27 protein-coding genes are annotated in these 26242 nt (G+C 65.1%); 19 read left to right on the top strand and 8 right to left on the bottom strand.

Annotation, left to right across the window (positions count from 1 at the left end):
• Window positions 1–155: 155 nt before the first annotated feature.
• From ACUCV3_RS16080 to ACUCV3_RS16135, 12 genes are all read left to right on the top strand, one after another.
• Window positions 156–1100 (top strand): helix-turn-helix domain-containing protein, encoded by a 945-nt coding sequence (locus ACUCV3_RS16080; RefSeq protein ID WP_482240879.1) that lies wholly within the window; start codon window positions 156–158, stop codon window positions 1098–1100.
• A 246-nt stretch (window positions 1101–1346) separates the two neighbouring features.
• Window positions 1347–1757: an RrF2 family transcriptional regulator gene (locus ACUCV3_RS16085; RefSeq protein ID WP_004209390.1), complete on the top strand. Its 411-nt coding sequence runs from the start codon at window positions 1347–1349 to the stop codon at window positions 1755–1757.
• A complete protein-coding gene (sufB, locus tag ACUCV3_RS16090; RefSeq protein ID WP_010339231.1) occupies window positions 1754–3238 on the top strand; it encodes a Fe-S cluster assembly protein SufB in 1485 nt (494 codons plus the stop codon). Before ACUCV3_RS16085 ends, sufB begins: the two co-directional genes overlap by 4 nt.
• 62 nt (window positions 3239–3300) lie before the next feature.
• On the top strand, window positions 3301–3534 hold the full coding sequence (locus tag ACUCV3_RS16095; protein WP_080993525.1) for a cytoplasmic protein: 234 nt from the start codon (window positions 3301–3303) through the stop codon (window positions 3532–3534).
• A gap of 35 nt (window positions 3535–3569) precedes the next feature.
• Window positions 3570–4025 (top strand): hypothetical protein, encoded by a 456-nt coding sequence (locus ACUCV3_RS16100; protein WP_048936865.1) that lies wholly within the window; start codon window positions 3570–3572, stop codon window positions 4023–4025.
• 7 nt (window positions 4026–4032) lie between these two features.
• Window positions 4033–4794 carry a Fe-S cluster assembly ATPase SufC gene (sufC, locus tag ACUCV3_RS16105; protein WP_048936788.1) on the top strand — a complete coding sequence of 254 codons (762 nt, stop codon included), beginning with the start codon at window positions 4033–4035 and terminating at the stop codon, window positions 4792–4794.
• On the top strand, window positions 4791–5543 hold the full coding sequence (locus ACUCV3_RS16110; RefSeq protein WP_279727293.1) for a SufD family Fe-S cluster assembly protein: 753 nt from the start codon (window positions 4791–4793) through the stop codon (window positions 5541–5543). The genes sufC and ACUCV3_RS16110 overlap by 4 nt, the downstream gene beginning before the upstream one ends.
• Window positions 5540–6745 carry an aminotransferase class V-fold PLP-dependent enzyme gene (locus ACUCV3_RS16115; protein ID WP_279727294.1) on the top strand — a complete coding sequence of 402 codons (1206 nt, stop codon included), beginning with the start codon at window positions 5540–5542 and terminating at the stop codon, window positions 6743–6745. The genes ACUCV3_RS16110 and ACUCV3_RS16115 overlap by 4 nt, the downstream gene beginning before the upstream one ends.
• Window positions 6742–7203, top strand: coding sequence for an SUF system Fe-S cluster assembly protein (locus ACUCV3_RS16120; RefSeq protein WP_010335502.1), 462 nt, complete (start codon window positions 6742–6744; stop codon window positions 7201–7203). The genes ACUCV3_RS16115 and ACUCV3_RS16120 overlap by 4 nt, the downstream gene beginning before the upstream one ends.
• On the top strand, window positions 7203–7565 hold the full coding sequence (locus ACUCV3_RS16125) for a HesB/IscA family protein (RefSeq protein ID WP_125998063.1): 363 nt from the start codon (window positions 7203–7205) through the stop codon (window positions 7563–7565). The genes ACUCV3_RS16120 and ACUCV3_RS16125 overlap by 1 nt, the downstream gene beginning before the upstream one ends.
• Before the next feature lie 25 nt (window positions 7566–7590).
• On the top strand, window positions 7591–8406 hold the full coding sequence (locus ACUCV3_RS16130; protein WP_482240880.1) for a Rossmann-fold NAD(P)-binding domain-containing protein: 816 nt from the start codon (window positions 7591–7593) through the stop codon (window positions 8404–8406).
• 77 nt (window positions 8407–8483) lie between these two features.
• The gene (locus ACUCV3_RS16135) at window positions 8484–8642 is read left to right on the top strand and encodes a hypothetical protein (protein ID WP_004209402.1); all 159 of its coding nucleotides are present in this window, start codon (window positions 8484–8486) and stop codon (window positions 8640–8642) included.
• A 7-nt stretch (window positions 8643–8649) separates the two neighbouring features.
• Here ACUCV3_RS16135 and ACUCV3_RS16140 read toward each other — a convergent pair whose 3' ends face one another.
• Window positions 8650–9585, bottom strand: coding sequence for a DMT family transporter (locus ACUCV3_RS16140; RefSeq protein ID WP_279727296.1), 936 nt, complete (start codon window positions 9583–9585; stop codon window positions 8650–8652).
• A complete protein-coding gene (locus ACUCV3_RS16145) occupies window positions 9575–10600 on the bottom strand; it encodes a threonine aldolase family protein (protein WP_063976061.1) in 1026 nt (341 codons plus the stop codon). Before ACUCV3_RS16145 ends, ACUCV3_RS16140 begins: the two co-directional genes overlap by 11 nt.
• 154 nt (window positions 10601–10754) lie before the next feature.
• Here ACUCV3_RS16145 and ACUCV3_RS16150 point away from each other — a divergent pair, with 154 nt between their 5' ends.
• Both ACUCV3_RS16150 and ACUCV3_RS16155 read left to right on the top strand, forming a co-directional pair.
• Window positions 10755–11846 carry a branched-chain amino acid aminotransferase gene (locus tag ACUCV3_RS16150; RefSeq protein WP_069338818.1) on the top strand — a complete coding sequence of 364 codons (1092 nt, stop codon included), beginning with the start codon at window positions 10755–10757 and terminating at the stop codon, window positions 11844–11846.
• 195 nt (window positions 11847–12041) lie between these two features.
• Entirely contained in the window at window positions 12042–13250 is a 1209-nt protein-coding gene (locus tag ACUCV3_RS16155) for a UbiH/UbiF/VisC/COQ6 family ubiquinone biosynthesis hydroxylase (protein ID WP_125985592.1), read from the top strand.
• A 134-nt stretch (window positions 13251–13384) separates the two neighbouring features.
• Here the strand turns inward: ACUCV3_RS16155 and ACUCV3_RS16160 are convergent, their stop codons facing one another.
• Window positions 13385–13897: a cytochrome b gene (locus ACUCV3_RS16160; protein ID WP_482240881.1), complete on the bottom strand. Its 513-nt coding sequence runs from the start codon at window positions 13895–13897 to the stop codon at window positions 13385–13387.
• A 118-nt stretch (window positions 13898–14015) separates the two neighbouring features.
• A complete protein-coding gene (gene acs, locus ACUCV3_RS16165; RefSeq protein WP_482240882.1) occupies window positions 14016–15959 on the bottom strand; it encodes an acetate--CoA ligase in 1944 nt (647 codons plus the stop codon).
• Between the two features lie 152 nt (window positions 15960–16111).
• Here acs and ACUCV3_RS16170 point away from each other — a divergent pair, with 152 nt between their 5' ends.
• On the top strand, window positions 16112–16783 hold the full coding sequence (locus ACUCV3_RS16170; RefSeq protein ID WP_004209410.1) for a glutathione S-transferase family protein: 672 nt from the start codon (window positions 16112–16114) through the stop codon (window positions 16781–16783).
• A 21-nt stretch (window positions 16784–16804) separates the two neighbouring features.
• Here ACUCV3_RS16170 and ACUCV3_RS16175 read toward each other — a convergent pair whose 3' ends face one another.
• Both ACUCV3_RS16175 and ACUCV3_RS16180 read right to left on the bottom strand, forming a co-directional pair.
• Window positions 16805–17962 (bottom strand): GGDEF domain-containing protein, encoded by a 1158-nt coding sequence (locus tag ACUCV3_RS16175; RefSeq protein ID WP_482240883.1) that lies wholly within the window; start codon window positions 17960–17962, stop codon window positions 16805–16807.
• Window positions 17963–18054: 92 nt separating this feature from the next.
• Window positions 18055–18939 carry a LysR substrate-binding domain-containing protein gene (locus ACUCV3_RS16180; protein ID WP_004209412.1) on the bottom strand — a complete coding sequence of 295 codons (885 nt, stop codon included), beginning with the start codon at window positions 18937–18939 and terminating at the stop codon, window positions 18055–18057.
• Between the two features lie 337 nt (window positions 18940–19276).
• Here ACUCV3_RS16180 and ACUCV3_RS16185 point away from each other — a divergent pair, with 337 nt between their 5' ends.
• The 4 genes from ACUCV3_RS16185 (at window position 19277) to ACUCV3_RS16200 (ending at window position 25071) form a co-directional block, all read left to right on the top strand.
• A complete protein-coding gene (locus ACUCV3_RS16185) occupies window positions 19277–21565 on the top strand; it encodes a CDC48 family AAA ATPase (protein WP_026109514.1) in 2289 nt (762 codons plus the stop codon).
• A gap of 140 nt (window positions 21566–21705) precedes the next feature.
• Entirely contained in the window at window positions 21706–22353 is a 648-nt protein-coding gene (locus ACUCV3_RS16190; protein WP_010335491.1) for a class I SAM-dependent methyltransferase, read from the top strand.
• Between the two features lie 110 nt (window positions 22354–22463).
• Window positions 22464–23567: a helix-turn-helix transcriptional regulator gene (locus ACUCV3_RS16195; protein ID WP_099233209.1), complete on the top strand. Its 1104-nt coding sequence runs from the start codon at window positions 22464–22466 to the stop codon at window positions 23565–23567.
• A 238-nt stretch (window positions 23568–23805) separates the two neighbouring features.
• Window positions 23806–25071: a glutamate-5-semialdehyde dehydrogenase gene (locus tag ACUCV3_RS16200; protein ID WP_482240884.1), complete on the top strand. Its 1266-nt coding sequence runs from the start codon at window positions 23806–23808 to the stop codon at window positions 25069–25071.
• Window positions 25072–25098: 27 nt separating this feature from the next.
• Here ACUCV3_RS16200 and kdsA read toward each other — a convergent pair whose 3' ends face one another.
• The gene (gene kdsA, locus ACUCV3_RS16205) at window positions 25099–25926 is read right to left on the bottom strand and encodes a 3-deoxy-8-phosphooctulonate synthase (RefSeq protein WP_007706803.1); all 828 of its coding nucleotides are present in this window, start codon (window positions 25924–25926) and stop codon (window positions 25099–25101) included.
• A gap of 5 nt (window positions 25927–25931) precedes the next feature.
• A complete protein-coding gene (locus ACUCV3_RS16210; RefSeq protein ID WP_125998056.1) occupies window positions 25932–26225 on the bottom strand; it encodes a hypothetical protein in 294 nt (97 codons plus the stop codon).
• Window positions 26226–26242: the final 17 nt, after the last annotated feature.

The following is a 26242-nucleotide window of genomic DNA, read 5'->3' on the forward strand; positions in this document are numbered from 1 at the left end:
GCCATTTTGGCTGATGAGACCTTTTCCTGACCCGGCAGTGAAAGCTGCCGGGTCATTTTTTTGTTGCAACGCTGTGGCGAAAAATCGTCATGGTGACGTCATGGCTCTTGCACGGTCGTTGGCCGCGCTCATAATGCCGCCACTGGGGTGAAACTATGGGGCCGCAACATTGGGATCTGCCGCTGAGCGCGGCGCGGGGGGTGGTGCCGGATAATCGCGGGCCATTGTCCTATTCGGTGGATGCCGAACAGGGCCCGGTCCGCTTGCGCTATTTCACCCCGCCGGAAAAGGTCCGGCCCTATTTCGGCTCGCTCTACATATTTTCCGTGGCGGCCGACCATTATGCCGACGTCACCCGCGCCGATGTCGCGCAGCTGCGGCTGATGCTGCGGGGCGATGGGCGCTATCATTTTCAGGACGGGTCGGTGCAGCGCCCCCCGGCTATCGGCCTGATCGGCCCCACGCAGGGCGCGACCCGCTTCGAACTGGATGCGCCGACCCGGCTGCTGGGCGTGTCGCTGCTGCCGGCCGGCTGGCTGGCGCTGCATGGCGGCGAGGCCGACAAGCTGGCTGATGGCCTGTGTGATCTGGCGGCGGAACGGGACGACGGCTTTCTCGATCTGCTCGCCCAGTTGCAGCGTATGGAGGATGGCGACGCCATGGCCGCGCTCACCTGGTCCTTCCTCGCCGAACGGATCAAGCCGCTGCCCGAAGCGACCTGGGCGATCCTGCGGGCGATCGACAGCTGGCTGATCGGCGAAGGCTCGCCCCGGATCGAGGTGCTGAGCGAGATGACCGAATTGTCGCCGCGCCAGCTCGCCCGCATCACCAACAAACTCTATGGCGCCCCGCCCAAGCTGCTCGCCCGCAAATATCGCGCCCTGCGCTGCAGCGCGCGGATCGCGCTCGACCATGAAAGCTGGCAGGCGCTGTGCGACGATGGCAGCTTCTACGACCAGTCGCATTTCATTCGCGAGATCAAGCATTTCATCGGCATGACCCCGCACCAGCTCCAGACCGAGCCGACCGCCGTGGTCCAGCTGACCCTGCTCCGTCGTACCCTGGGCGGCGACGTCGCGGTGCTCAACCGGCTGAGCTGATCGCCGTTTGGAATGCGCCTTTGGTGCATCCGCACCAGCCCACGCCCCCACCCGGCCGCCCATCAGGGTACCATGTCTGGGTGGCCGGGTGGGGGTGTGGGCTGGTGCGGCTCTGAAAATGCGCTCTTTCGCGCATTTTCCAAACAGACTCCCAAGGTAGGAAAAATGCCTTGATTCCGGGGGCGAGTGGGACCACATGCCCAATCGGATTGATTCGATCCGATTTGAGAATGGTTCGCAACACGCATGAAATTATCGAGCTTTGCCGATTATGCCGTCGTGCTGATGTCTGCCGCCGCCCGCCACTGCGGTGCGGCCAAGATGAACGCGACCACGCTCAGCGCCGAAACCGGCATCCCGCTGCCCACCGCGCAGAAGCTGGTGAGCCGGCTGTCGGCGGCGGGTCTGCTCGAATCGAGCCGGGGCACCGGTGGCGGCGTGCGCCTGTCGCGCCCGCCCGCGACGATCACCCTGGCGGACGTGGTGGAGGCGGTCGAAGGCCCCATCGCCATGACCGCATGCAGCGAACAGGGGGCGCATGACTGCAATCTGGAACAGGATTGCCGCATCCGTCCGCACATGAATCTGGCGAACAACGCGATCCGCGAAGCGCTCGCGAACGTGACCATCGCCAGCCTGACACGAGAAATGGCATGACTGAAGAAGTGAGCACCGTCCGTAATCAGGAAGCGCTGGAGGCCGCCGAGCGCGCCTCCACCTATGAGCATGGCTGGTCGTCGGCCATCGAGCAGGATTTCGCGCCCAAGGGCCTGAACGAGGATACGGTCCGCTTCATCTCGGCCAAGAAGAATGAGCCGCAATGGCTGCTTGACTGGCGCCTGAAGGCCTTCGCCATGTGGCAGAAGATGGAAGCGCCGGACTGGGCCAAGCTCAACGTCCCGCCGATCGACTATCAGGACGCCTATTATTACGCCGAGCCCAAGAAGAAGGTGGAGCTGGATTCGCTGGATCAGGTCGATCCCGAAATTCTCGCCACCTATCAGAAGCTCGGCATCCCCATCGCCGAGCAGGAAATGCTCGCCGGCGTGAAGGGCAGCCGCAAGATCGCGGTCGATGCCGTGTTCGACTCGGTCTCGGTCGCCACCACCTTCCGCAAGGAGCTGGAGGAAGCGGGCGTCATCTTCCGCTCGATCAGCGAAGCGGTGCGCGAATTTCCCGACCTGGTGAAGAAGTGGCTGGGCAAGGTCGTGCCGATGCACGACAATTATTTCGCCACCTTGAACTGCGCGGTCTTTTCCGACGGCACCTTCGTCTACATCCCCAAGGGCGTTCGCTGCCCGATGGAGCTGTCGACCTATTTCCGCATCAATGCGGAAAATACCGGCCAGTTCGAACGCACGCTGATCGTTGCGGACGATGGCGCCTATGTCTCCTATCTCGAAGGCTGCACCGCACCGATGCGCGACGAGAATCAGCTCCACGCCGCCGTCGTGGAACTGGTCGCGCTCGACGATGCCGAGATCAAATATTCGACCGTCCAGAACTGGTATCCCGGCGACGAGAATGGCAAGGGCGGCATCTATAATTTCGTGACCAAGCGCGCGCTCTGCCAGGGCCGCAATAGCAAGGTCAGCTGGACCCAGGTCGAAACCGGTTCCGCCATCACCTGGAAATATCCCAGCTGCGTGCTGAACGGCGAGAATAGCGTCGGCGAATTCTACTCGGTCGCGCTGACCAACAATCTGCAGCAGGCCGATACCGGCACCAAGATGATCCACAATGGCAAGGGCAGCCGCTCGACCATCGTGTCGAAGGGCATCTCGGCCGGCCGCAGCAACAACACCTATCGCGGCCTAGTCCGCGTGAGCCCAAGCGCCGAAGGCGTGCGCAACTTCACCCAGTGCGACAGCCTGCTGCTGGGCGACCAGTGTGGCGCCCACACCGTGCCCTATATCGAGGTGCGCAATCCCTCGGCCCAGATCGAGCATGAGGCGACCACCAGCAAGATCAGCGACGACCAGCTCTTCTACGCGATGCAGCGCGGCCTGGACCAGGAAAGCGCGGTCAGCCTGATCGTCAACGGCTTCGCCAAGGAAGTGCTGCAGCAACTGCCGATGGAATTCGCTGTCGAGGCGCAGAAGTTGCTGGGCATCAGCCTGGAAGGCAGCGTGGGGTGACAGGGGCGTCGGATGCAGTGGCTGCCCGGCTTGCTGAGCTAAAGCGACAGGGTGGAGCCGAGGTGGAGGCGCATGTTCATAGCGCTAATCATCGGCAGGAGCTGGAAGCCAGTAATGTGGCTGGTTGCTTTTACTGCTGCACCAATTTCCCTGCTGCCCGGATAGATGATTGGGTGGATGATGGCGGCACAGCCATGTGTCCGGAATGCGGTATTGATTCTGTGATCGGCGATGCCTCCGGTTTCCCCGTTTCGGATGAAGCATTTCTCAAGCGGATGCATAGCATCTGGTTTTGACGATCGATGAATTTGAGATTTTGAAGGACGGACAATTGAGCGACGAAGACGATATCCAGGATGCCCTCGCCGATTTCGCGGAGGATGTCGGCAATGGCCAGGCATGGACCGCCGCGATCCGCATCCTGACCGAGGATTATGAGCTGGAAGACGGCGAGTTGCAGACCCGCGCCGTCAAGGATTTCGGCGATCTCGACGCCTATCAGACCGAATGCCGCGATGCGCTGGAGAAGGGCGACGTCGCCATGACCGAGAAGCTGCGCACCGACAAGGCCTTCCACAAGGCGAAGGCACCCAACCTTGCCCGCATGGGCCCGGTCAGCGAATTCGTCGTCGCGCTGCTGGAAAAGGGCGCGCCCGAACCGGACGCCGACTGGTGGCCCTATATGCCGATCAAGCGCCATATCGACACGCTCTTCCCCGCGCCGGGCGACGTGCGCGACATGGCCTTCTGGACCGCGCGGACGCTCCAGCGCGCGCACAAGGACTAAAGACAAGATGCTGACGATCGACAATCTCACCAACGAAATCGACGGCAAGGCGATCCTCAAGGGCCTGTCGCTCCAGATCAATGCGGGCGAAATCCACGCGATCATGGGGCCGAACGGCGCCGGCAAGTCGACCCTCGCCTACACGCTGGGTGGCCGTCCGAACTATGACGTGACCGGCGGCACCGCGACCTTCGAGGGTGAAGACCTATTCGCCATGGACCCGCATGAGCGCGCCGCTGCCGGGCTCTTTCTGGGCTTCCAATATCCGGTCGAGATCCCCGGCGTCTCCAACCTGCAGTTCCTGCGCGAAAGCCTCAATTCGCAGCGCCGCGCGCGCGGCGAGAAGGAGCTGAACGGCGGCGAATTCATCAAGCTGGCCAAGGAAAAGGCCGGGCTGCTGGGCCTCGACATGGAAATGCTCAAGCGCCCGGTGAATGTCGGCTTTTCCGGCGGTGAGAAGAAGCGCGCCGAAATGGTGCAGATGGGGATCCTCGATCCCAAGCTCGCGATCCTCGACGAAACCGACTCGGGCCTCGACATCGACGCGCTCAAGACCGTCGGCGCGGGCATCAACGCGATCATGCGCAAGCCCGACAAGGCGGTGCTGCTGATCACCCATTATCAGCGCCTGCTCGACTATGTGAAGCCGGACTTCGTCCATGTTCTGGCCGCCGGCCGGATCGTCAAGTCGGGCGGCCCGGAACTGGCGCTGCAGCTCGAAAGCGAAGGCTATTCAGAAGTGCTTGGGGCCGAGGTGACCGCGGCGTGACCCTCCTCGCTCTCCCGACGCGCAAGGATGAAGCCTGGCGTTACAGCGATCTTGACGCACTCGCCGCCATCTGGCCGGTGCCGGCCGCGACCCGGATCACGGTGGCGGAGGGCGAAAGCGCGCATGACCATCTGCTGCAGGACGCGGCCGATGGCACGACCGCGGTGCATGACTATGTCATTGATATCGCGGACGGTGCCCGGTTCGATTTCCATCTGCTCAACATCGGCGGCAAGCTTGGACGTGTCACTTTCGCTGTCACGCTCGGCAAGGGCAGCCATTTCGAACTGAACGGCGCGATCATCGGCGGTGGCGAGCAGACGCTGGAGATCATCACCAGCGTCACCCATGCCCAGCCCGACGCGACCAGCGGCCAGACCGTTCGCTCGATCCTGGGCAGCCATGCGACCGGCAATTATCTCGGCAGCATCAATGTTGCCCGCGATGCCCAGCGCACCGACGCTTTCCAGTCGATCAAGGCGATGCTGCTCGACCGCACCGCCACGGCCAACGCCAAGCCGGAACTGGAAATCTATGCCGACGACGTGAAATGCGCCCATGGCGCCACGGTCGGCGAACTGGACAAGCAGGCGCTCTTCTACATGGCGTCGCGCGGCATGGACCCAGCCACCGCCAAGACGCTGCTGCTCAAGGCCTTCGTCGCCGGCGTGTTTGACGATGTCGCGCAGGACGATCTGCGCGAACGGTTCGAGGCAGCGGCGCTCGCCAAGCTGGGGACGCTGGTATGACCGATCTCGCCCAAGGCCTGCGCCTGCGGGACGATTTCCCCGGTGTCGGCGACTGGCATTATCTCGACAGCGCCGCCACCGCGCAGAAGCCGACCGCCGTGATCGACGCGATCGCCCGCGCCTATGGCCCGGACTATGCCACCGTGCATCGCGGCGTCTATGAACGCTCGGCCAATATGACGCTCGCCTACGAGGCCGCCCGGCGCAAGGTTGCCGGCTTCATCGGCGCCGCGTCGGACAGCGAGATCGTCTATGTCCGCGGCGCGACCGAGGGCATCAATCTGGTCGCCCAATGCTGGGCCGGCACGCAGCTCAAGGCCGGCGACCGCATCCTGCTGTCGACCCTCGAACATCACAGCAATATCGTCCCCTGGCAGATCGTCGCCGAAAAGGTCGGTGCCCAGATCGACGTCGTGCCGCTGACGCAGGATGGCCGGATCGATCTCGACGCGATGCGCGCGATGATTACGCCGCAGCACCGCATGGTGGCGCTCGCCCATGTGTCGAATGTGCTCGGCAGCGTGCTCGATTGCCGCCGCGCGGCCGACATCGCCCATATGGTCGGCGCCAAGATCCTGATCGACGGCTGCCAGGCAGTCCCCCGCCTCGCCGTCGATGTGCAGGCGCTGGACTGCGACTTCTATGTCTTCTCCGCACACAAGCTTTACGGCCCGACCGGCATCGGCGTGCTGTGGGGGCGCAAGGAACTGCTGGACGCCATGCCGCCCTATCAGGGGGGCGGATCGATGATCGACAAGGTGACGTTCGAAAAGACCACCTATGCCCCCGCGCCGACCCGGTTCGAGGCGGGGACGCCGCATATCGTCGGCGTCGTCGGCCTGTCGGCGGCGATCGACTATGTCCAGCGCATCGGGCTGGACGCCATCCACGCCCATGAATGCGCCATGGTGGCCAAGGCCCGCACCGCGATCGGCCAGATCAACAGCGTGCGCGTCTTTGGCCCCGAAGATTCGGCCGGCATCCTTTCTTTCGAGGTGGAGGGGGTGCATCCGCACGATGTCGGCACCATATTGGACGAAACGGGTGTCGCGATCCGCGCCGGCCATCATTGCGCCCAGCCGCTTATGCGGCATCTGGGCGTCGAGGCGACCGCACGGGCCAGTTTCGGCATCTACAGCGACGACAGCGACGTGGATGCGCTGGTCAAGGGCATTGAACGGGTAAGGAAGATCTTCGGATGACCGAGGAAAAGAAGTTCATGGTGGAAGAAGTCGACGCGGTGGAAACCCCGCCCAAGGCGCGCGTGGAAGAGGCGGAGGCGGCTCCGCGCCAGCGCGACTATCTCGACGGTTTCCTGGCGCAAAAGCCCAGCGAAGTCGCGGCCGGTGAGCCGGGCGGCGATCTCTATGACGGCATCATCGATGCGCTGAAGGAAATCTTCGACCCCGAAATCCCGGTCAACATCTATGATCTCGGCCTCATCTACGGCGTTGACGTCACCAGCGACGGCCATGCCGTCGTCACCATGACGCTGACCACGCCGCATTGCCCGGTCGCCGAATCCATGCCTGGCGAAGTCGAACTGCGCGTCGGCGCGGTGCCCGGCGTCGGCGATGTCGAGGTGAACCTGGTCTGGGATCCGCCATGGGATCCGGGCAAGATGTCGGACGAAGCCAAGCTCGAACTGGGAATGCTCTGATGACCGAGACGACCACCAAGACTCGCGCCCGCCCCGCGGCCGTCATGCTGACGCCCAGCGCGCAAGGCCGCATCGCCGAGCTGATGGCGCAGGCGCCCGAAGGCGCGATCGGGGTCAAGCTGTCGACCCCCAAGCGCGGCTGCTCGGGCCTTGCCTATTCGGTCGACTATGTCACCGAAGAAGCCAAGTTCGACGAGAAGATCGAGACCCCCGGTGGCGTCCTTTACATCGACGGTGCCTCGGTCCTCTATCTCATCGGTTCGACCATGAACTGGGTCGAGGATGATTTCACCGCCGGCTTCGTCTTCGCCAATCCCAATGCCAAGGGCAGCTGCGGCTGCGGCGAGAGCTTCACGGTCTGATACCGGCTTAAGGGGGAGGGCGCCGATGCTGCACATGCTGATCCTCGGCATGGGCTATAGCGCCTCCCGCCTCGCCGCCCGACTGCGGGCCGAGGGTTGGCAAGTCACCGGCGTCCGCCGCCGCGCCGATGCCCAGGCGATCGCCTTCGATGATGAACCGGCCGTCCGCGCCGCCATCGCCGGCGCCACCCATATCCTTTCCTCCGTCCCGCCCGAGGGCGAGGAGGATCCCGTCCTTACCCGCTATGGCGCCGCGATCGCCGCCGCGCCGGCGCTCTGGGTCGGCTATCTCTCCTCGACCGGCGTCTATGGCGATGCGGCCGGCGCCTGGGTCGATGAGGCGAGCCCTGTGGGGCAGGGGCGCCGCACCGCCCGCGCCCGCGCCGATCTCGCCTGGGGCGCCTTGCGGCCCGATGTCCGTCGCTTCCGCCTGCCCGGCATCTATGGTCCCGGCCGCTCCGCGCTCTATCGCGTCCGGGCCGGCAAGGCGCATCGCATCGCCCTGCCCGGACAGATATTCAGCCGGGTCCATGTCGACGATATCGTCGGCGGCATCATCGCCGCCTTTGACGGCCCGCCCGGTGCCTATAATCTGGCCGACGACCGGCCCTGCGCCCAGAATGATGTGATCGCCACCGCCTGCGAACTGCTGGGCCAGCCGCTACCGCCGCTGCTGTCGCTGGAACAGGCGGACCTCTCGCCCCAGGCGCTGGCCTTCTATGCCGAAAACCGCCGCGTCGCCAATGGCCGGGCACGACGGCTGCTCAGCTGGAAACCTCTTTACCCCACCCATGTCGAAGGTCTAAGGGCCTGTCTTGTGGAAGAAAATCAGCCTTGCTGATCGGTTCGTCGCATGGTTTACGCCCCGTTAACCAGCGTGCGCCGAAAGCGGGATTACCGCATCAACAAGGGTGTGTCATGACCAGCATCGACAAGACTGTTTCCACGCTCGGTGACCGCATCAACGCCATGTCCGTGCCCGATCGCGCGGCCCCCGCGCCGGAATCGCTCAGCAGCCTGATCGCCCGCCTCAACATGGCCAAGCTGCGCTACCAGCCCGGCGGCGTCAGGCTCTAGACCGCGTTCAGCTCCTGGTCTTGGCCCGCAGCGCGATCACCATGCCGGCGATCGCCAGCAGCGCGCCCGGCACGGCCAGCCCGCTCCAGCGATAGCCCTCCACCACCGTGGAGATCAGCATCGCGATCACCGGGATCAGCACACTGGTATAGGCGGCCCGACCCGCGCCCATGCGCTGGATCAGCCCGAAATAGAGCGGGAAGGTGACGACCGATCCCGCCAGCGCCAGCCAGCCTATGCCCAGCAGATAGCCGATCCGCGGCTCGATCACCGGCGGCCCGGTGGTGATCCAGGCAAAGGCCGCGTCGATCCCGGCGCCGATCAGCATCGCCCAGGCCAGCACCGCGATCATCGGCAGCCGGCGGGCGATGTCCATGCCCTGCATCACATTGGCGGTCGATGCGCTCATCAGCCCGGCACAGGCAAAGGCCGCGCCCAGCACCACCTTGTCCGGGTCGATCCCGGCAAAGCGATATTCATGCACCAGCATCATGGCGATGCCCGCCGTCGCGATCACCGACCCGCCGATGAAGGCCCGGCTGACCGGCTGGCGATGGAAGATCCAGGCCAGGATGCTGTTGGGGATCAGCAGCATCGCATAGACCACGGCCACCACGCCCGACGTCAGATAGACTTCGGCGCGATAGACGAAGTTGAAATTGAGCACGAACTGCGCCGTGCCCAGCAGCGCGGCAAAGACAAGCCCGCCCCGCCCGATATTGAGCGACACGCCCCGCATCCGTGCGAACGCGGCCATCGCCACACCCGCCAGCAGGAAGCGATAGCAGACCGACCAGCTGGCCGGCACGCTGCCCAGCTGGTCGCGGATGACGATCCAGGTCGAACTCCAGATCAGCGTGACGAGGATGAAGGGCAGGGCGATGCCGCCCCGCTCCATCCCGCCCCGCTCCATCCCGCGCCGTGCCCTGTCGTCAGGCGTCATGATGCCCCAATGCCCGGATCGCGGCGGCCAGCGGCGCGACGCTCTGCGCATCCTGGGACCAGTTGGTCACCAGCCGCGCTGCACCTTCGCCCCAGTCATAAAAGTCGAAGCCCTGCGCGCGCAGCGTCGCCGCTTCCGCCGGGGTCAGCCAGACGAACAGCTCATTGGCCTCCACCGGGTGCATCAGCCGCCCGGCCGCGGCCTGCGCCAGCGCCTGCGCTGCGCCATTGGCGGCGCGGGCATTGTCCAGCCACAGTCCGTCCTCGACCATCGCCAATATCTGCGCGGCCAGATAGCGCCCCTTGGAAAAGAGATGGCCCGCCCGCTTGCGCCAGCGCGCCGCTTCCGCTGCCCGCGCCTCGCGTTCGGGGCCGAAGAACAGAAGCGCCTCGCCCACCATGCCGCCATTCTTGACGCAGCCGAAGGAAAGGATGTCGATCCCCGCCCGCCAGGTGACATCGGCCGGCGCGCAGCCCAGATGCGCCACCGCATTGGCGAAGCGCGCGCCGTCCATGTGGAAGCCCAGCCCATGGGCCTTAGCGATCTCGCCCAGCGCCGCGACTTCGTCCGGCGTATAGACCATGCCATATTCGGTCGCATTGGTGATGCTGATCGCCCGCGCCGGCACCTGATGCACGTCGGGGCGGATCGCCTTCAGCCGCGCCGCCACGACATCGGGCAACAGCTTGGCGCCGACGCCCGGCAGCGCCATCAGGCTGGCGCCATGGGTGTAGAAGCCCGGCGCGCCGCATTCGTCGACGACGATATGCGCTTCCTCATGACAGATCACCCCGCCATAGGGCGGGCACAGGCAGGCGAGCGCGATGCTGTTCGCCGCGGTGCCGGTGGCGATCCATTGCGCCTTCACCGGTGTTTCGAACAGGTCGGAAAAGGCGCCGTCCAGTCGCGCGCTCCACGCGTCGCCGTCATAGCCATGGTCGGCATGGTCCGCGCCGGCGATGGCGGCCATCACCTGAGGGCAGATCGGGGTGGCATTGTCCGAAAAGAAGTGCATGGCGCATGCGATACAGGGCGCGCGCTGGGACGGGAAGAGGCCAGCGACAGCGCCTTGGCTCTTTATTCCAAAATTGGTCAGCATATATGACCAATTGTTTCGCGGGGCCGGATGTGACATAGGCGCCCCCGTCCAACGCATAAGGAGACTCACCATGGACGTCGAACAGAAGTCGCGCTTTACCGTTACCCCCAGCAGCAAGGCTGTGGCGGCGGACGCGCGCGCGGTACTTCTGGAGGATCCGGGCTTCGGCCGGCTCTTCACCGACCATATGGTCACCATCCGCTATACCGAGGGGCAGGGCTGGCACAGCCACGCCGTCGGTCCGCGCGAGCCGTTCCAGCTCGATCCGGCCTGCGCCGTGCTCCATTATGCCCAGGAAATCTTCGAAGGGATGAAGGCCTATCGCCTGGCCGACGGCAGCGTCGCCATGTTCCGGCCGGAGGAAAATGCCCGTCGCTTCGCCGAGTCCGCTGAACGCATGGCGATGCCGGCGATCCCGGAAGACCTGTTCCTCGAAGCGGTCGAGCAGCTGGTGAAGATCGACGCGGACTGGATCCCGTCGGGTGAGGGCAGCCTCTATCTGCGCCCCTTCCTGTTCGCCAGCGAAGCCTTCCTGGGTGTGCGCCCGTCGAACGAGTATATTTTCTGCGTCATCGCCTCGCCCGCCGGCGCCTATTTCAAGGGCGGCAAGAAGGCCGTGACCCTGTGGGTGTCGGAACATTATACCCGCGCCGCGCGCGGCGGCACGGGCGCTGCCAAGTGCGGCGGCAATTATGCTGCGTCGCTGGTCGCGCAGAAGGAAGCGATCAAGCATGGTTGCGACCAGGTCGTCTTCCTCGACGCCGCCGAGAATAAGTGGGTCGAGGAACTGGGCGGCATGAATGTCTTCTTCGTCATGGATGACGGCTCGATCGTCACCCCGCCGCTGACCGGCACCATCCTGCCCGGCATCACCCGCAACTCGATCATCAGCCTCGCCCGCGCCAAGGGGCATGAGGTGCGCGAGGAGCCATACAGCTTCGCCCAGTGGCGTGCCGACGCCGCCAGCGGCAAGCTGCGCGAGGCATTCGCCTGCGGCACCGCTGCCGTCGTCACGGCGATCGGCACGGTCAAGAGCACCGACGGCGATTTCACCGTCGGCAATGGCGACGGCGGCCTGGTCACCGAAAGCCTGCGCGCCGAACTGACCGGCATCCAGCGCGGCAGCGTGGCCGATCCGGCCGGCTGGGTCCGCACTCTTTGATCTAGTCCGCTCCGGCCCACGCCCCCACCCGGCCTCCCATCAGGATACCATGTCTGGGCGGCCGGGTGGGGGTGTGGGCCGGTGCCGATGCGCCGTAGGCGCAAAAGACGCTGAGACAATTTGTCGCCCCCGCTTTCACCCTGAAAGCGGGGGCGATGCTTTTCAAAGCGCTCTCAAGCGCCTAGACAGATGCCCATGCAACGCTTCGACGTCGTCATTCTTGGCGGGGGCCTGGTTGGCCTCACCCTGGGCATCGCTCTTTCGCGCCATGGCGTGCAATGCGCCGTGATCGATCCGGCCGACCCCGTGCAGGCCACGGCCGCCGGTTTCGACGGCCGCGTCTCGGCGATCAGCTCGACCAGCCATGCCATGCTTCAGGCGATCGGCGTCGGCGCGCATCTGGAAGGCAAGGGCTGCCCGATCGACCGCATCTGGGTCAGCGACGGGCTGGAGCCGGGGGCGCTCGACTTCGTGCCGGACGCGGATGATGGCGTGATGGGGACGATGTTCCCCAATCGCGACCTGCGCATCGCGCTGGCGCAGACCGCGGCCGAGGTCGAAAACCTCACCATCTTCCAGCCCGATCGTGCCGTCCATGTGGATCGCAATGCCGATGGCGTCACCCTGACGCTGCAGAACGGCGCGACGATCCACGGCGCATTGCTGGTCGCGGCGGAAGGGCGCAACAGCCCCACGCGCGAGGCGGCGGGCATCAACACCACCCGATGGCAATATAAGCACACCGCCATGGTCACCGCGATCGACCATGAGGTGCCGCACGCCAACACTGCCTATGAAATCTTCTATGTCGGCGGCCCGCTCGCGCTGCTGCCGATGCTGCCGGGCACACGCTCGGCCGTGGTGTGGACCGTGCCCACCGATCAGGCGCCGGCGATGCTCAAGCTGTCGGAACGCGCCTGGCTCGCCGAAATGCAGAAGCGCATCGGCGGCTTCCTGGGCGAGATCAGCCTGGCCGGCCCGCGCTCCTCCTATCCGCTCGGCTTCCACCATGCCGCGCGCATCACCGACACCCGCCTCGCGCTGGTCGGCGACAGCGCCCATGCCATCCACCCGATCGCGGGCCAGGGCCTCAATCTCGGCTTCCGCGACGTGGCGGCGCTGGTCGAAGTCTTGGTCGAAGGCATGCGCCTCGGCCTCGATCCGGGCGATGCGCAGCTGCTCGCCCGCTATCAGCGCTGGCGCGGCCTCGACACGATGATGACCAGCGTCGCGATGGACGGTCTGGTCCGCCTGTTCGACATTCCCGGCAAGCTGCCCTCGCTGGTCCGCCGCGCCGGCCTTGCCGCCGTGCAGCGCACCAGCCTGCTCAAGAACCGCTTCATGGCCGAAGCCCGCGGCCAGTCCGGCGCCCTCCCGCGCCTGCTCGCCGGCGAGATGGTTTAGGGGCAGGCGAGCTATAGTCGCTTAACCATCATCGTCACCCTGAACTTGTTTCAGGGTCCATTTCTCCCATCAGGCCAACCGCCTGTCGGGCCTGATGGATGCTGAAACAAGTTCAGCATGACGTTAGAGGGAGATCACAGCATCCGCCGCAAAACCCCGTCCTTCAGCATGAAATGATGGCGCAGCGCCGCCAATATGTGGACGATGATGAGTGCACTCCACAGCCAGGGGATCAGCTCGTGCGCCTCGTGCGATATGCCGACGATCGCATCGCCCTTGGCCACGCCGAATTTCGGCACGTCGAACAGGAAGAACCAGTTCAAGGGCCGCTCGCCCGCCGACGACATGATCCAGCCGGACAGCGGCACGATCAGCATGAAGGCGTAGAAGGCGATATGGGTGAGGTTGGCGGCCAGCTTCTCCCAGCCCGGCATCGCGGCCGGTAGCGCCGGCGGCTTGTGGGCCAGCCGCCAGCCGAGCCGGACCAGCGTCAATGCCAATACGGTCAGGCCGATCGACTTGTGGACCGGCATCACCTTCCATTCCTTGGGCAGGCTGTCATGGGCAAAGCCCAGCCACAGATTGACCAGGATCAGGATCGCGATGATCCAGTGCAACAGGCGGGCGACGGACGTGTAACGGGCCATGGGCTGCTCCTTTTACGGAAGTCTCGCCTGGGCCCTGCGCGCGCTACCCCGCCCGCACGGCCCAGCTATGTCGAAAGGATACGCACGGGCACGATAAGTTCCTTATCCGGCGTGTCTTTTATCCCTGACGATTGGCGACCAGATTATCCACAACCGACGGATCGGCAAGTGTACTAACGTCCCCCAGCGCCTGCGCGGACACTTCGCCTTCGGCGATCTTGCGCAATATGCGGCGCATGATCTTGCCCGAACGCGTCTTGGGCAGGCCGGGCGCGAACTGGATCGCGTCGGGCGTGGCGATCGGGCCGATCTCGGTCCGCACCCATTTCACCAGATCCTTGCGCAGGTCGTCGCTCGGCTCCTCATTCGCGTTCAGCGTGACATAGGCATAGATGCCCTGGCCCTTGATGTCGTGCGGGAAGCCGACCACGGCCGCCTCGGCGACGCTTTCATGCAGCACCAGCGCGCTCTCGACCTCGGCCGTGCCCATGCGATGGCCCGACACGTTGATGACGTCGTCGACCCGGCCGGTGATCCAGTAATAGCCGTCGGCGTCGCGCCGCGCGCCGTCGCCAGTGGTATATTTGCCGGGGAAGGTGGTGAAATAGGTCTGGAAGAAGCGGTCATGGTCGCCCCACACCGTGCGCATCTGGCCGGGCCAGCTGCCCGCGATCACCAGATTGCCTTCGGTCGCGCCCTCCTGCACTGCGCCGTCGCCGTCCAATATCTGGGGAATGACGCCGGGCATCGGCAGGGTGGCGCTGCCGGGCTTCAGGTCGGTGGCGCCCGGCATCGGCGCGATCATCGCGCCGCCGGTCTCGGTCTGCCACCAGGTGTCGATGATCGGACAGCGGCCTTCGCCGATCACGCTATGATACCAGCGCCAGGCTTCGGGATTGATCGGTTCGCCGACCGTGCCCAGCACGCGCAGCGACGCGCGGCTGGTCGAATGGACATAATCGTCGCCCTCCTTCATCAGCGCGCGCAGCGCCGTGGGGGCGGTGAAGATGGTGTGGACCTGATGCTTGTCGACCACTTCCCAGATGCGCGCCGGGGTCGGCCAGTTGGGCACGCCCTCATACATCAGGGTCGTCGCGCCGTTCGCCAGCGGGCCGTAGACGATATAGCTGTGGCCCGTGACCCAGCCGATGTCGGCGGCGCACCACCATATGTCGCCGGGCCGATAGTCGAAGCACAGTTCATGCGTCAGGCTGGCCCACAGCAGATAGCCGCCGCTCGTATGCAGCACGCCCTTGGGCTTGCCGGTCGAGCCTGAGGTGTAGAGGATGAACAGCGGGTCTTCCGCATTCATCGGTTCGGGCGGGCAGTCGGCCGATACCTGCGCCGCGGCTTCATGCAGCCAGATGTCGCGCCCCTCCTGCATCTGCACCGCGCCGCCGGTCGCCTGCACGACGACCACCTTGTTGACGCAGGGTGCCTCGGCCAGCGCAGCATCGACATTGGCCTTCAGCGGCACGGTCTTGCCCGCGCGGCGCCCTTCGTCGGCGGTGATGACGATGGTCGAATCGCAATCGACCAGACGCCCGGCCAGCGCCTCGGGCGAAAAGCCGCCGAACACCACGCTGTGGATCGCGCCGATCCGCGCGCAGGCGAGCAGGGCGAAGGCCGCCTCGGGGATCATCGGCATATAGACGGTGATCCGGTCGCCCTTTCGCGCGCCCGCTTCCTTCAACACATTGGCGAGGCGGCAGACCTCTTCATGCACCTGCTTGTAGGTGTAGCGGCGCACATCGGCGTCCGGGCTGTCGGGTTCCCAGATGATCGCGACCTGGTCGCCGCGCTCGGCCAGATGCCGGTCGATGCAGTTGGCGCTGACGTTCAGTTCACCGTCGGCGAACCATTTGACGCCGAAATCCGCCTCATCGAAGCTGCTTTCGTCGGCCTTGGTCGGCGGCGTGATCCAGTCCAGCCGCTGCGCCCGCTCCAGCCAATAGGCGTCGGCGTCCTCGATCGAGCGTGCATAATCGGCCGCGCGGCCTTCCCGGTCCAACAGGGCCTGGGCGGCCCATTGGGAGGGAACCGGGAAGAAATCGTCAGACATCCAGCTATCCTTTCCTGTGCGCTAAATTCCATGCGCTTGCAGCAGGTTGTAGGAGGCGCGCAGCACGACTTAAAGGGGCGATGCGCGTTTCGCCGCGTTTCTGTGTTTTTGCGCCTTTCCCGGCGCGCGGCCCCGGCCTAACAGAAGATCATATGTGGCAACTTTTCCAATTCCCGCTCTGTCCCTTCTCCCGCAAGGTCCGTCTGCTGCTTGGCGAGAAAGGCATCGGCTATGATCTGGTGCGCGAATCTCCCTGGGAAATGCGCGACGAGTTTCTGGATCTCAATCCGGCCGGCACCACCCCGGTGGTCGTCGATCAGGAAAAGGGCGTCACGCTGATCGACAGCCAGGCGATCTGCGAATATTTCGAGGAAACGGTCGAAAAATTCCCGCTCATTTCCGGCACGGCGGCGGGCCGGGCGGAAGTGCGGCGCCTGACCGCCTTCTTCGACCAGAATTTCTACGGCGATGTCGTTGGCCCGCTGCTGCATGAACGGATGAAGAAGCGGCTGATCGAGCGCGTCTCGCCCGATGCCCGCGTCCTGCGCGAAGCGATGCGTCGCGCGAACGTCCATATGGACTATATGGATTATCTGCTCGACCATCGCAGCTGGATGGCCGGCGGTACGCTCAGCCTTGCCGATATCGCGGCGGCAGCGCATCTTTCGGTGGCGGATTATCTGGGCGGCATCGACTGGGCCGGGCATGAGCCGGTCAAGCGCTGGTATGCCGGCTTCAAGTCACGCCCCTCCTTCCGTCCGCTCCTGTCCGAACGGATGGAAGTCATCACCCCGCCGACCCATTATGAAAAGCCCGATTTCTAAAGGGCACGGGCACGAAGCGGCCTAGTCCGCTTCGGCCGCCAGATAGACGCGGTTGCGGCCATGTTCCTTGGCCAGGTAGAGCGCCCGGTCGGCGGCCTTCAGCGCGGCGCGCGGGTCTTCATAGGCCAGGACATTGGCGACGCCGGCGGAAAAGCTCACCCGCTCCATTCGCTCGCCATTGGTGCGGTTGACCAGGCTGCGATTGGCCAGATCCTCGCGCACTGCGTCGACCGCCTCGCAGGTCTCGGCCGCCGTCTTGCCGCGAAACAGCATGACGAACTCCTCGCCGCCATGGCGGGCGACATGGCAGCGGTCATCGGACGCCTTGGCCAGCAGCCCCGCGACGAATTTCAGCACCCGGTCGCCGGTCTCATGGCCATGGGTATCGTTGACCAGCTTGAAATGGTCGATGTCGCAGAAGGCGACCGACAATTGCTCGTCGCCTTCCTTCGCCAGCTTCAACTCCTCGCGCAGCACGCCCTCGAAGGCACGGCGATTGGGCAGGCCGGTCAGATGGTCATGCTCGGCGGCGCGACGCGCGGTCTCCAGGCTCGATTTCAGCGCCTGGGTCTGCTTCTGGTTCTCGCGCAGCTGGGTTTCGACCTGGCGGGTCTTTTCCACCATCGACCGGGTCAGGCTGACCAGCCGTGCCAGGATCGGCTCATTGTCGGCACCGGCGGCCAGGCCCTTGGCCTGTTCCTGCAATGCGGCGCCATAATCCTTGGCCGAATTGCGGGATTCGGTCATCAGCCCGGTGAATTCGTCCAGATTTTCCTCGACCTTGTCGAGCATGGAGGCGAGCGCGTCGGGCGTCACCTCATCCGCGCGCTGGCTGGCGGCCAGCGATTCCATCCAGGCGTTGCTGATCTTGCCGCGCTCCATCAGCACTGCCTGCACCGCCTTTTCCACGCCGATGCTAGCCCCGGTCAGATAGTCGAGCGCAACGCCGAAATTGAGCGGCGTCAGGTCCAGATCATGGGCGAACAGAAATTCGCCGATTTCCTCATAGAGGCGCCGACGGCGATTGATTTCGCGACTGGCGGCACTGCCGGCGCGCGCGCGTGGCTCACTTTCCACCTGCGGTTCGTCCGGCTTGCCGGACAGGCCACGGGCCCAGCGGGAAAGGCGGTCGGTCAGCCCATGGTGCGAGCCGGCGGTGGATGTGGATGCCCCAGTCATGCCGCTTATAACGGAGGCGCCCGATCAAGGTTAAGGGGGCGCTCGGCAAAAGTCGCAGGAACTTCAATCCGCCACGAATTTTCTACGTGGATTCAGATATTTGCTGCCACCAGCCAGTCGCGGAAGATGCGCACCGACCGGGTCTGCAACGCGCGCGGGCGACAGACGAAATAATAGCGATAGGGGCTGTCGCAGCGGATATTGGGGAACAGCCGGATCAGCCGGGGATCGCCTGACTGTTCGAAATGGCTGGCATGCATGACCGCCACGCCCAGTCCCTGGGCGGCGGCTTCCAGCATCAGCTGGCCGGAATCATAATTGTCGATCGCCAGCGGCTGCAGGTCGGGAATGCCCGCCACGTCCTTCCACGCATCGAAGGAAAGGGCCATGTCGCGATGCAGCAGGATCGTCTGTTGCGCCAGTTCGCTGGGCGACGCCAGCGCATTGGGGCCTTCCACCATCTCGCGCCGGCCGATCAGATAGACCTGCTCATGGTCCAGCTCATAGGCATAGAGCGCCGGGTCGATATCCTTGCTGGCCAGCACGATCGCCGCGTCCAGCCCTTCGCCCAGCCGCGCCACGGCATGGGGCGTCGTTTCGATGTCGATATGCAACTGCGGGTGCTGCTGGCGCAGCCGGCCCAGATGCGGGAAAAGGCGCTGCGTCGCGAACAGCGGCATCACCGCCAGGCGCAGGCGCAACTGGTTGCCGCCGCTCTGGATATTCTCCAGGGCCTGGCTGAGCGAATCCAGCGCCGGGGCGATGTCGTCAAGCAGCCGCTGGCCTTCGGAATTGATCTCCAGCGCCTGATGCTTGCGGTCGAACAGCGGGCGTCCGATGAACCGCTCCAGCGCCTGGACGCGGCGGCTGAGTGCCGGCGTCGACAGGGCGAGTTCTTCGGCAGCCGCCTTGACCGAGCCAAGACGGGCAACCTGAACAAAGGCCTCCAGGGCCGTAAGAGGCGGCAATCTGCGCATAATCGTCAAATTCTATAAGCCGGTCCGCTGCGTCGCATCATCTGTCATTATCGAACGGCGCGCTTCCCCGGTTCAAGCATCCTGACCTGCAATGAGCAGGAAAACGCGGCAAATGGCAAGATGCAAAAATTGCAACCGGCCGATTCTTTTCGCACTTGCAAAATTACCTGCTGCAGCGCACATAGGAAAGGCCTTTCAGGCATCCTCTCCTATAAACTTTCCGGGCTGGCGCTTGCGCCGGCCCTTTTTTTGTTCCGGGCATAACGAAGCACGGCCCCTTTCCCTCACCCCCGGCGTTACCTATCTTCGTTTCGCAACCAAAAGGACGGGGATGACCATGGCCGATCAGGACAGCAGCGGACGCAGGATTCAGGTCGCCAATGCGCGGCCGGAGGATGCCGGGCGCGGTTTGGCGCGGCTTCCGCTGACGGTAATGGCCGAATTGCAACTGGCCGAAGGCGATGTTGTCGAGATTGTCGGCAAGCGATCGACTCCGGCGCGGGTGGTGCGCCCCTACAAGGAAGATGAAGGTCTGGACGTCCTGCGCCTCGATGGTTTGCAGCGCGCCAATGCCGGCGTCGGCTCGGGCGACTTTGTTCAATTGCGCAAGATCGATCCGCGTCCGGCCCAGCGCGTCGTGTTCGCGCCTGCACAAAATAATCTCCGTCTCCAGGGTAATCCCGATGCGCTGAAGCGGGTTTTCTTTCAACGCCCCCTCGTCGCGGGCGATGTCGTCGCCACCGCCGGCCAGCAACAGGTGCCGCCCGGCGACATGCCACCCCATCTGCGCCAGATGCTGGCGGCGCCGGCCTATGCACTCCAGGAAATCCGCCTGATCGTGGTGTCGACCGTGCCCAAGGGCATCGTCCATATCGATGCCGAGACCGAGGTGGAGCTGCGCGCGGAATATGAGGAGCCGCGCGAATCCCGCCGTGCCGATGTCACCTATGATGATGTCGGTGGCATGGCCGAAACGATCGACCAGCTGCGCGAGATGGTCGAGCTGCCGCTGCGCTATCCCGAATTGTTCGAGCGACTGGGCGTCGATCCGCCCAAGGGGGTGATGCTCCATGGCCCGCCGGGCACCGGCAAGACCCGGCTGGCCCGCGCCGTCGCCAATGAATCGGAAGCCGAATTCTTCCTCATCAACGGACCCGAGATCATGGGTTCGGCCTATGGCGAGTCGGAAAAGAAGCTGCGCGACATTTTCGAGGAAGCGGCCAAGGCGGCACCCTCCATCCTCTTCATCGATGAGATCGACTCGATCGCGCCCAAGCGCGGCCAGGTGACCGGGGAGACGGAAAAGCGCCTCGTCGCCCAGCTTCTCACCCTGATGGACGGGCTGGAGCCGCGCACCAATCTGGTCGTCATCGCCGCCACCAACCGGCCCGAGGCGATCGACGAGGCGCTGCGCCGTCCCGGCCGCTTCGACCGCGAAATCGTCGTCGGCGTCCCCGACGAACGCGGCCGGCGCGAGATATTGGGCATCCACACCCGCGGCATGCCGCTGGGCGACCGTGTCGATCTCGCCGAATTGGCGCGCATGACCTATGGCTTTGTCGGTGCCGATCTCGCCGCGCTGACCCGCGAGGCCGCGATCGAGACGGTGCGCCGGCTGATGCCCCGCCTCAATCTGGAGGAAGGCACGATCCCGCCCGACGTGCTGGAGGATCTGTCCGTCACGCGGGAGGATTTCCTTTCGGCGATCAAGCGGGTCCAGCCCTCGGCCATGCGCGAGGTGATGGTGCAGGCGCCCAATATCGGCTGGGCCGACATTGGCGGCCTCGACGATGCGCAGATGCGGCTCAAGGAAGGGGTCGAACTGCCGCTCAAGGATCCCGACGCCTTCCGGCGCCTGGGCATCCGCCCGGCCAAGGGCTTCCTCCTCTATGGCCCGCCGGGCACCGGCAAGACCTTGCTGGCCAAGGCGGTCGCGCGCGAGGCGCAGGCCAATTTCATCGCCACCAAGTCGAGCGACCTCCTGTCCAAATGGTATGGCGAGAGCGAGCAGCAGATTGCCCGCCTGTTCGCCCGCGCGCGTCAGGTGGCGCCGACCGTCATCTTCATCGACGAACTGGACAGCCTGGTCCCCGCCCGTGGCGGTGGCCTTGGCGAGCCGGCCGTGACGGAGCGGGTGGTCAACACCATCCTCGCCGAAATGGACGGGCTGGAGGAATTGCAGTCGGTGGTCGTCATCGGCGCCACCAATCGGCCCACCCTGGTCGATCCGGCGCTGCTGCGCCCCGGCCGCTTCGACGAACTCATCTATGTGCCGGTGCCCGACCAGGCCGGACGCAAGCGCATCCTGGCGATCCATACCAAGAAGATGCCGCTGGCGTCCGACGTCGATCTGGATCAGCTGGCGGCCCGGACGGAGCGGTTCACCGGCGCGGACCTGGAGGATCTGTCCCGCCGGGCCGGCCTGATCGCGCTGCGCCAGTCGCTGCGGGTCGAAGCCGTCACCATGGCCCATTTCGAGGCGGCGCTGGAGGAAACCCGCGCCTCTGTGACGCCGGAAATGGAGCGGGAATATGAGCAGATCCAGGCGACCTTGAAACAGAGCGCGATGCAGGTCGATCCGATCGGCTTCATCGCGCCCGGCATGCTGCGCGCCCGCGAACGCTGATGGACTTGGGATAAGCGCGCGGCCGACGGTGGGTGAACCCATCGCCTGGCCGCGCGTTCTATCCCGTGGCGCGCAAAGCCGCTTGCCAGCGGACATCAATTTTGCGAGGCCGATTCTGTTAGTCAGTCAGGCGGATTTTGATGGCCTCCCTACCGTTCAAAGACAAGAAGACCAGGATTTCGACGCGCGGTGGCAGCCGCTCCTTCCGCAGCCAGTGGGCCATGTTCTTCCGCCAGTTCATGAAGCATCCTGGCATGATCGGTTCGGTCATCCCCTCCTCGTCGCAACTGGTCGCGCGCTCGCTGGACGGCGTCGACTGGGCACGGACCCGCCTGTTCGTCGAATATGGTCCGGGTGTCGGCACCTTCACCCAGGCCATTCTCGATCGCATGCACCCCGACGCGATCCTGCTGGCGATCGACCTCAATCTCGATTTCGTCGCCTATCTGGAGGATGCGATCGACGATCCGCGCCTGCGCGTCGTCCATGGTTCGGCCGCCGACGTGCGCCGCTTCGTCAAGGAAGCGGGCTATCAGAAGGCGGATTACGTCCTTTCGGGCCTGCCTTTCTCCACCCTGCCGGCGGGCGTGGGTGAAACCATTTGCGAAGAGACGCGCGCCGTGCTGCGGCCGGGCGGCAGCTTCATCATCTACCAATATTCGCGCTATGTCCGCCGCCTGATCGACCCGCTGTTTGGCCAGGTCAGCGACGAACTGGAATGGCGCAACATTCCGCCCTGCCGCCTGTTCCGCGCGGCCAAGGACGAGGCGCTGGCCCAGGCGGCCTGATCTTTCCTGATCTGTATCAATATCTGGCAGAAATTACGTAATTCGGCCTGCTGCGCGTTTGACTCCGCGATCGACTTGGGCAACCAATTGCCTGGGGACAAGGGGGTTATATGGCGTCTTATTACGCCGAAGGCAGCGACCCGTGGGCCGACCTCTTTCTGTCGGCTGCGCTGGAGCCGCATCTGTGGGATCAGGCGATCCGTGCGATGGCGCAGGCGACGGGGTCGCGCCATGGTCAGTTGATCGGCTTTGGCCATGGAGCTGCCGGCTTCAACTGGATCAGTGATGTAGAGCCGGATATTGTCGACAAGTCGGCAACCATCGATGGGGCCGCGCCCGATCTCAATTTCCGCGTCGCGGCCGATCAATTGTCCGGGCGCCCCGACATCGTCCACGAAGCCCATTATGACATCGCCCGGCAGAGCCTGCGTTCTGCCGACTATCTCGATCTGTGCAGCGATTATGATATTTTCGATGGCTGCCAGACCCGGCTTTTCGCTGGTCCCGACATGATGATCGGCCTGGCCCTCTTGCGTGGTCGCAAGGATGGCCGGACCGATCAGGACCAGCGCGACCTGTTCGCCCATGTCGCCGGCCATGCCCGCAACGCCGTGCGGTTGCAGCGCGCGATCGAGCATCAGGGGTTCGCGCTGCTGGCCGGCACGTTCGAAACCATGGACCGCGCCTGCTGGCTGCTCGACGCGACGGGGCGGGTCGGGGGCATGACGCCGCGCGCCGAAGCCCTGCTCTCCACCAGCCGGCTGCGGGTCGGTGATGGCTGGTTGCAGAGCGAACGGAGCGATGAGACGCGCGCCATCCTGCGTTCGGTCCGGGCCGTGGTCGACGCGCCCGCGCGGGAGGCCGATCCGGTGGCGCTGGCCGATGCCGATGGGGGGGTGGGCATCATGCTGGAATTTTTCCCGCTGCCGTCCCGGCCCTGGTCGCTACCCTTCGCGCCGCATGCAATCATCGTCGCGCGCGTGGGCGCGCCGACCGAGCGCCATGTCCGCCTGCTGATGCGGACCTTCCGCCTGACCCCGGCCGAAGCGGATATCGCCATTCATCTGGCCGCTGGCATGACCCGTGCCGATATTGCCGCGCGGCGCGGTGTTTCGGCCGAGACGCTCAAGGCCCAGTTGCGCTCCATCTATGACAAGACGGGCTGCAACCGGGAATCGCAGCTGGTGCGCATCGTCGGGATGATGAGCAGCTGACATCCGGATTTTTATTGCGTGAATTGCGCAATTTACCCCGATCGGGGTATGCGCCGGCTTCGTGGAACGGCTAGATGACTCGACGGGGCAGGAGCATCTTGCCTGCTGACGGCCGATCCATATGCGACCCATGGGTCGGCCGCCGGCAATCGCTCCCTGCCATCTTCCCGCTTCGTCAGGGTTCCGTCCCGCGACATTTTCGTGCTAAGCCGCTGCCGGATTTGAAGCGAGATTACCAATGAACGACCTGACGCAGACCCCCGAAATGCTGATCGCGCAGATGGGCGCGCGTGCGCGCCGCGCCGCCGCCCTGCTCGCGCCAGCCGGGGACGCGCAGAAGGTCGACGCGCTGCGCCGCGCCGCCCAGGCCCTGCGCGATCAGGCGCCCGCCATCCTCGCCGCCAATGCGCGCGACATGGACAATGGCATCGACAATGGCCTGTCCGCCGCGATGCTCGACCGGCTGCGGCTGGACGAGGATCGGATTGCCGCCATGGCCGCCGGCGTGGATCAGGTGGCGACCCTCGACAATCCGCTCGGCAGCGTGATCGACGCCAGCGTGCGCCCCAATGGGCTGGAACTCAGCCGCGTGCGCGTGCCGCTGGGCGTCATCGGCATCATCTACGAAAGCCGCCCCAACGTCACCGCCGATGCCGCTGCCCTCTGCCTGCGCGCCGGCAATGCCGTGATCCTGCGCGGTGGCAGCGAGGCGAAGGAAAGCAACCGCGCGATCCACGCCGCCATGGCAGAGGGGATCGCCGCCGCCGGCCTGCCCGCCGATGCGGTGCAGCTCGTTCCCACCACCGATCGCGCGGTGGTCGGCGCGTTGCTGCGCGCATCGGATTTCGTCGACCTCATCGTGCCGCGCGGCGGCAAGAGCCTGGTGGCGCGGGTGCAGGAAGAGGCGCGGGTGCCCGTGCTCGCCCATCTCGACGGCATCAACCACAGCTATGTCGATGGCGCGGCCGATCCGGCCATGGCGGAAAGCCTGGTCTTGAATGCCAAGCTGCGCCGCACCGGCGTCTGCGGTTCGACCGAAACGGTGCTGATCGACCGCGCCTATGGTCATGCCCCCGCGCTGGTGAAGGCGCTGCTCGACGCCAAGTGCGAAGTGCGCGGCGACGATGCGGTGCAGGCGATGGACGATCGCGTGATTGCCGCGTCGGATGAGGATTGGGACACCGAATATCTCGACGCCATCGTCTCGATCCGGCTGGTCGACGGCGTGGAAGAGGCGATCGCCCATATCGCCGTCCATGCCAGCCACCATACCGACGCCATCATCACCGAGGATGCGGCGGTCGCCGAGCGCTTCCTCAACGCCGTCGACAGCGCGATCGTGATGTGGAACGCCTCGACCCAGTTCGCCGATGGTGGCGAGTTCGGCCTGGGCGCGGAAATCGGCATCTCGACCGGCCGCCTCCACGCCCGCGGCCCGGTCGCGCTCGGAGGGCTCACCACCTATAAATGGATCGTGCGCGGTCGCGGCCAGGCCCGCCCCTAGGGCATTTTGCGGGGTGAAGGGGGAGACTTACCCCTTCACCACCGTATCGATCGCCTTCAACTGCTTCAGCATCGGCCCGACCCAGTCGAGCTTCAGCATCACCGGCCCGTCCGACGGGGCATTGTCGGGGTCTTCATGCGCCTCGGCGAAGATCGCCGCCACGCCCGCGGCCACCGCGCTGCGCGCCAGCAGCGGCGCATAGTCGCGCTGTCCGCCCGAGGCCGACCCCAGTCCACCGGGCTGCTGCACCGAATGGGTGGCGTCGAACACGACCGGATAGCCGGTTTCCGCCATCACCGGCAGCGCGCGCATGTCGCTGACCAGCGTATTATAGCCGAAACTCGCGCCGCGCTCGGTCAGCAGGATGCGTTCATTGCCGGTCGATGCGACCTTCTGTGCCACCGCCGCCATGTCCCAGGGGGCCAGGAACTGCCCCTTCTTGACGTTGATCACCGCGCCGGTCTTCCCCGCCGCGATCAGCAGGTCGGTCTGGCGACAGAGAAAGGCCGGGATCTGCAGGATGTCCACCGCCTGCGCTGCCGCCTCCACCTGTTCGGGGCCATGAATATCGGTCAGCACCGGGCAGCCCAGCGTCGCCTTCACCTCGGCCAGGATCGCCAGCCCCGCATCGATGCCGACGCCGCGCTTGCCCGATACCGACGTGCGGTTGGCCTTGTCGAAACTGCTCTTGAAGATGAAGGGCACGCCCGCATCCGCCGCGGCCTTGGCCAGCGCATCGGCCATGAACAATGCATGGTCGCGGCTTTCGATCTGGCAGGGGCCGGAAATCAGGACGAAGGGCAGGTCGTTGCCGAAGGTGACCGGGCCGACCTTCACATGCTTGGGATCGCTCATGCCGCTCACTTGGGCGCCTTTGCGAAGCGGCGCAACAATTGTCCGCGCCACAGCCCCTTGCCGGGATGATAATTCCAGCAGAACCAGCCAAAGGTCAGGCAGGCGAGCAGCGAGGGCAGCGCCATCGGATCGCCATTGGCCTTCATATGGCGATAGAATGTCATGTCGGCATGCCACCGGTCGCGCTCGCTGCCGCCGCCATTGATGCCGTACATATTGTCATGCTTCCTGCAACCGACATTCCGGTTGTATTTGCGATGGTCTATGAAATAGCAGTAGTCGCGTTCGGGCGTGGTCATGTCCCGATTAGGACCGG

The sequence above is a fragment of the Sphingobium sp. VMM genome, assembly GCF_056790315.1.